This window comes from uncultured Olegusella sp., from assembly GCF_947253395.1.
Taxonomy (GTDB): domain Bacteria; phylum Actinomycetota; class Coriobacteriia; order Coriobacteriales; family Atopobiaceae; genus Olegusella.
Genome location: NZ_CAMXYY010000086.1, coordinates 1 through 5,954 on the forward strand (window position 1 = coordinate 1; position 5,954 = coordinate 5,954).

At 46.9% G+C, this 5,954-nt stretch carries 4 protein-coding genes and 1 pseudogene; 2 read left to right on the forward strand and 3 right to left on the reverse strand.

Annotated features, from left to right (window positions below; translation table 11 throughout):
* Positions 1 to 185, forward strand: a pseudogene (locus Q0X25_RS06705) (GTP-binding protein); the annotation flags it as partial.
* 156 nt (positions 186 to 341) lie between these two features.
* On the opposite strand, the gene Q0X25_RS06710 reads toward Q0X25_RS06705, so the two are convergent.
* Positions 342 to 2,081 carry an ABC transporter ATP-binding protein gene (locus Q0X25_RS06710; RefSeq protein ID WP_298580314.1) on the reverse strand — a complete coding sequence of 580 codons (1,740 nt, stop codon included), beginning with the start codon at positions 2,079 to 2,081 and terminating at the stop codon, positions 342 to 344.
* Between the two features lie 3 nt (positions 2,082 to 2,084).
* Positions 2,085 to 3,905 carry an ABC transporter ATP-binding protein gene (locus Q0X25_RS06715; RefSeq protein WP_298580316.1) on the reverse strand — a complete coding sequence of 607 codons (1,821 nt, stop codon included), beginning with the start codon at positions 3,903 to 3,905 and terminating at the stop codon, positions 2,085 to 2,087.
* Between the two features lie 300 nt (positions 3,906 to 4,205).
* Between Q0X25_RS06715 and Q0X25_RS06720 the strand changes: the two genes are divergently transcribed.
* A complete protein-coding gene (locus Q0X25_RS06720; protein ID WP_298580319.1) occupies positions 4,206 to 5,105 on the forward strand; it encodes a DegV family protein in 900 nt (299 codons plus the stop codon).
* A 102-nt stretch (positions 5,106 to 5,207) separates the two neighbouring features.
* Here Q0X25_RS06720 and Q0X25_RS06725 read toward each other — a convergent pair.
* Positions 5,208 to 5,954: ABC transporter permease (locus Q0X25_RS06725; protein WP_298580322.1), on the reverse strand; the 747-nt coding region annotated here is incomplete at its 5' end.

Here is a 5,954-nt window from a genome sequence, read left to right on the forward strand (position 1 = left end):
GGGCTATTTCTGGTGTCGAAGATACCCAAGAAGAAACGCGTTGCGTTTTTATCGGAGAAGAGCTTTTGCGCTCGGGTCTGCGCGAAACCTTTGTGCCTGCCCTATGGCAAAAACATGCTGAATTGCGACATGAGCATCATCATGCACATGACGAGCATGAGCATGATCATAGCCACAACAAATAAGATACTTATATATAAAAAACCGGTGAACCGTACCTATAGCCTCATCGTCTGCTTTAAGGCACTTGCTCAGCTTGGCTGCAAGATCTCTCGCAAAGCTGAGTTGAGTCCATCAACAGAACTCAACTCAGCGTGCCAGGATCTGCTTATTGAGATTCTTTACAATGCCCAAGCCTCACTTTGGTTTTGCAACTGAACCATATGGGCAAATTTTCCATCATGCGCGAGCAAGTCTGCAGGACTGCCCTGCTCAATTACCTGACCATCCTCAAGCACCACAATCTTGTCAGCTCTAGAAATAGTACGCATACGATGAGCAATAACAAGAGTGGTTTTGCCTTCCAATAATCTAGACAAGGCCTTTTGCACCTTGGTCTCGTTTTCCACATCAAGCGATGCCGTTGCCTCATCAAGCAAAATAATTGGCGCTCGTTTAAGCATCGCGCGTGCAATAGAAATACGCTGACGCTCACCACCTGATAAGCGACTGCCATTTTCACCAATCAAGGTCTGATAGCCATCAGGCATACGCTCAACAAACTCATCACAGTTAGCTGCTGCTGCCGCAGCAAGCACTTCTGCATCACTCGCATCGCGACGACCAATACGTATATTTTCCATCACACTGTTATCAAAGAGCATAACGTCCTGAAACACAATCGATATATGCCCATAGAGCGTCTCGGGATCAACCTCTGTTACGTCAACACCACCAATACGCACGGCGCCCGCATTTGCATCCCAAAGACGAGCCACTAAGCGCGCACAGGTAGACTTGCCCGAACCAGAAGGGCCTACCAACGCGGTAACTTCATCCTCACGTGCTATAAAACTCACCTCTTCAAGCACTTTTTCGGTACCTGTACCATAATCAAACCCAACTTTCTCAAAGCTAATGTTGTGATTTGCAGGCTGGAAATCCTCACTGCCCGTTGCAAGCGGCTCATCAAAAAAGCGATTGAGACGAGCAGAGGAAAGCTTGCTCAGGATGAGCTCAAAAATGAGCGCAAATGACTGGTCAAACGGTGCATAAATACGTGATATAACCAGCAAAAACATGAAAAATGTCAAGAAGTCAATCGCGCCTGTGCTGATGAGATATGCACCAACCAAAATCGTCGTTGCAATACCCAGGCGCAAAATCACGGCAGCACTATTGATAAAAAGTCCACCGACAAACTCTGCCTTCTGCATTGTTGATTCCGCACAATCAATCTTTGAGTTTAGTTGCGAAAGATAGGCGTCAATTTGATTGGTTGCATGAATCTCACGAGCGTTATCGAGCATCTCTTGCATACCGTCTGAAACTTCAAGCGACTTCATGCGAGCTTGGTCCTGCAACGACTTCCACCAAGACTGTGAGCCAAAGAGTAATACGAATGCTAGGGGCACCGACCAAAGTGCAGCCAGACTAAGGCGCCAATCAAAGACAAAAAGACCTAGTGCGATGATAGCTGTTGAGATAATCGACCCGTACAGATAGCTCAATACATGAGACCACACGTGCTCTAGCTTGTCTACATCAGACATCATCGTCTCGGTAAGGTCAGCAAGGTCATGGCTGCCAAAGAAAGACAGAGGCAGCTTACGCAGGCGCTCGGCCAGCGAGATGCGGATGTGCGACACCTCGTCATAAACCGTACCGTAGGTGTTGATGTACTGTTGTACATGCGTAACAAACGAAAGTAGTAAAAAGACAAGACAGCCTAAGATATAAGGGAGCAGTGTAGGCATGCTCGCATCTTGTGTAACTACTGCCATCAAGTCGCGCATTGCCAAATAAAACAGAGACATTCCTGCCATGACTACAAGATTTACGATGACTGTCCAACAGATGCCCTTCTGGATATTTTTTGCTCCTTGGGCAGAGAGGCCATAGCGTTTTTGCAAATTCAACATCTTTTATGCCTCCTTTCCAGTGGATTGAATCTTCCAATTAATGGACTGCTGATAGTCCGCCCACATATGTGCGTAACGCCCATTTGCAGCAAGTAAATCGTCGTGATTGCCACTTTCAACAAGTTTGCCACCATCAAGTACCACAATTTGATCAGCATTGCGCACGGTAGTAAGACGATGTGCCACCATCAAAACCGTACGACCCTCTGTAAGACGTGCGAGAGCCTTTTGGATAAGCGCTTCGTTTTCTGGATCTGCAAAAGCGGTTGCCTCATCGAGCACCACAATAGGTGAGTTTTTGAGAATTGCACGCGCAAGCGCAATACGTTGGACTTCACCGCCAGACAGATAGGTGCCACCAGGACCAATAAGCTCATCAGCACCATTTGGCATTTTAAGCAAAATGTCATCACACTGAGCTGCACGCAAAGCGTCAAGAGCTTCTTCACGACTTGCCTCAGGACGAGCAGCCCGAACATTGTCAAGAATGCTGCCTTTAAATAGGCGATTATTTTGGAAGACAAAAGCAACTTGATTCATCAAGTCACTCTGAGCAATATTGCGCACATCTACACCGCCAACCAACACTCTGCCTGCCGATACATCCCAAAAACGCGGGACAAGCGACGCAGCAGTTGTCTTACCTCCACCCGAAGGACCCACCAGGGCAACAGTTGAACCTGCTGGTATAGCAAAACTCAAATCATTCAATGCATCAATTTTGCTGTTTTCATAACGAAAGCTCACGTGCTCAAAACTAATGGAGGAACCTGATGGATGCTCAATCACTGCTGCATCACGTAATACAGGAGCTTCGAGTACAGCTGAAATTCGTTCCATTGCATTATTAGCCTGCATGGTAAAATTTGCCGCAAACATAAGGCGTTGGAGAGCGGTCGAGACTACCGCAGAGAAAATGGCATAGAAGGCAAAATCGGCCAAAAAGTGTGGCAGGTCTTTTGCTCCTGGAGCCAAAATCAACGCTGCTGGTACAAGTAGCGCTACTATGCCATCAATAAAAGTAAGATTGAGTGCTTGGGGCACGCGACAAAAATTGTTTGCATAACTTTGAGCAATATCGCTATATGCTTCGATAGCCTCATGGAAGGCTTTGAAACTATAGATGGTCTGCTGAAAAACTTTGATGACAGGAATGCCTCGAACATATTCCGTAGCTGCTTTATTCATACGGTCAAGGGCTGCTTGATATTCATTTATATAGTTCATACCCTTGCCCGCCATCATCATGCTAACGCAGGCAATAGAAATCACAGCATCCAACAAACAGGTTAATCCCATGCGCCAATCAAAAACAAAAAGGAGGATGAGCATGCCAATGAACAATGCAGCGGTACCGCCTACATCAGGAAGCTGATGTGCCAAAAAAGCCTCGGTCAATCCTACCGAGCCATCAATGATGCGGCGGATTTCTCCTGATGCATGAGTGTCAAAGTAGCCCAAAGGCACCTGCATCAAGTGCTGTGCACTAGCTTTACGCAGATTAGAAGCCGTACGGAAAGCTGCTACATGTGTGCACATTAGCGCAGCAAAATACAACAAAATACCGGCAATTGCAGAGGCGCACGCTATCCAACCATAGTGAGCTAACTGAGTCGCTTTAGCCCAGTTAGGAGCAACCGCAATCAGGTCACGTGCCACAAGCCAAATACAGATATACGGAACAAATCCCAATACCATAGCCAATACAGAACAAAGCACACCTAGATAGGTAAGAAAGCGATACTTACCTGCATATTTGAACATAAGGGCAATGCTTTTGCTTTGCTGCTGAGTCGCAGCGTTTCTTGCTGCCTTTTCAGCCATAGACACCTCTTTTCCTCAGACTTATCGTCGAGAGCAATAGTTATACATGGCTAACTATAATCTCATTAAAGTAATCTGTCACTAACTTTTTGAACACATATGTGTAATGGGGACAAATAAGGACAATGCACCTCTAAAGCGAACTGAAAAAGAAGGTTTTACCCTACGCTACTGGTCAAACACGTACGTTTCGCCCTAACAAACAAAGCAAAAAGGAGCTTGAATCTAAAATCTCTCAGTATCAAAATGAGCCACAACAACAGAGTCTGCCGTGTTATAGATACGAGAGGTTTTACGCCCATGATACGCATCATCACCGACTCTACGTCTTCAATCCCAAAAGCTTTAAGAGAGAAACTAGATATTTGCTTACTCAACCTGACGGTTAACCATGGTGGTGTTAGCTACAGCGAAGGCGAGATGGATCTTGATGCCTTTTATTCAAAAATATACGAGATGATTGACGATATACCCACCTCAAGCCAGCCTTCTGCGCTCGCTGTAGAAACTGCACTTGAGCAGGCTGCTGTTGAGGGCAAAGAAGTCTTGGGCATCTTCATTAGCGCTAAGATGTCTGGGGTTTTGGAAAGCGTCATAAGGGCTGCGCGGGAAATATCCGAAAGACATCCCTCATTTAACTATGCGCTCATCGATAGTATGACTAACTGCATGGAATTGGGTTGGCCTGTTATCTCTGCCTGCGCCTGTAGAGATGCTGGTGGCAGCCTGATGGATTGTGTCCAAGCTGCAAAAAAAACTATTTTGTCAACAAGGTTTTTGTTTGTACCAGAATCCCTAAGGTTTTTGGAAAAAGGCGGGCGTATCGGAAGAGCTTCAGCACTTCTCGGTAATGTGCTTCGTATCTCCCCTATCCTCACCGTACAAGACGGTATTGCAACAACCTTTAAAAAGGTACGAACTCAAAAGAAAGCTTTGCAAAAGATCGTCGACACCTTCAAGCATGATATCCACGAAAAAGGCTTGGCAAATGTCACTGTTCATTACATCGGATCCAAAGACGTTGCGCAGGCATGGGCAACGGAGTGTATTGAGCCTATTGTCGGAAAAGAGGTCATAGTAACTCCCGCAAGTCCAGTAATAGGTGTGCACGTAGGTCCTGCAGTAGGACTGGTCTATGAATGCCAAGAGCCTCTTTCGGCCAAACTTGCTTCAATGATGCCAGAGATTATTACTGCCTAATACCCTTGTCCCCGATTTCGTTTTGCTCCATAAGCTCAATCACTTCTTATGCATCGTTGTGTTTTACTCCGAGCATTGCTGCAGCTCTCTCGTCTTGTCCTCCTATTTAGATATTGCTGCCGCGTGTGACATTATCAGAGCGCAGAGGACGGATGCTGCAATGGAAAAGAGGGCAACTATGCCCACAAATTGCACGAGTTCGGCGGACATTAGGGTGCCTCGTCCGTTGGCGTTTGATGCCAATGACATAAGCGCCCAAGGCCACCACAGTCCCCATCCCTTAGACGAGAGCAAAAGACCCGAGATGCTCCCTACAAGTGCTATTCCTACTGGTGCGGCAAAGCTGCGCACGACTAATGACACAAGTAGTTGCACTGCCACCATAGCTATGCCCCCGATCCAGGCGAGTAGGAGATAGGCGATATAGTCACAGGACGGCAAAGCAGCAAGACCCACTGCTTTCCCACAGGCTACGAACAACGCCCCTGTCGCAGCAAGGGCGACACCCAGCATCACTGTGCCTACCACGAGCTTCGCGGCGATAATACGCCAAGGACCGACGGGACTCGTAAGTAATTGGTTCCAATTTGACCCCGCATGCTCGAGCCCCATAAGCCATGAGCAACCCGCGCCTACAAGTGCAGGCAAAAAGAAGTAGAACTCAAACAGAGTATGTTGCGTCCAGAGATTTTCCCAGCCTGGCGTAAGTTGACCTAAATTTTGTTGGTAATTGAAAGTGCCGATAACTGCCGCGATAAAAGGTAGCGTCACGTAGGCAATCCAGATGGGTGCGCGATGTAATTTATCAACCTCCGCACACAGAGCTTGCATCATCATGCTAGAGCTCCT

Excerpts from the sequence above, each read along its gene's own strand:
- Q0X25_RS06710 (WP_298580314.1), bottom strand. The coding sequence starts at position 2,081 with ATGTTGAATTTGCAAAAACGCTATGGCCTCTCTGCCCAAGGAGCAAAA.
- Q0X25_RS06715 (WP_298580316.1), bottom strand. The coding sequence starts at position 3,905 with ATGGCTGAAAAGGCAGCAAGAAACGCTGCGACTCAGCAGCAAAGCAAA.
- Q0X25_RS06720 (WP_298580319.1), top strand. The coding sequence starts at position 4,206 with ATGATACGCATCATCACCGACTCTACGTCTTCAATCCCAAAAGCTTTA.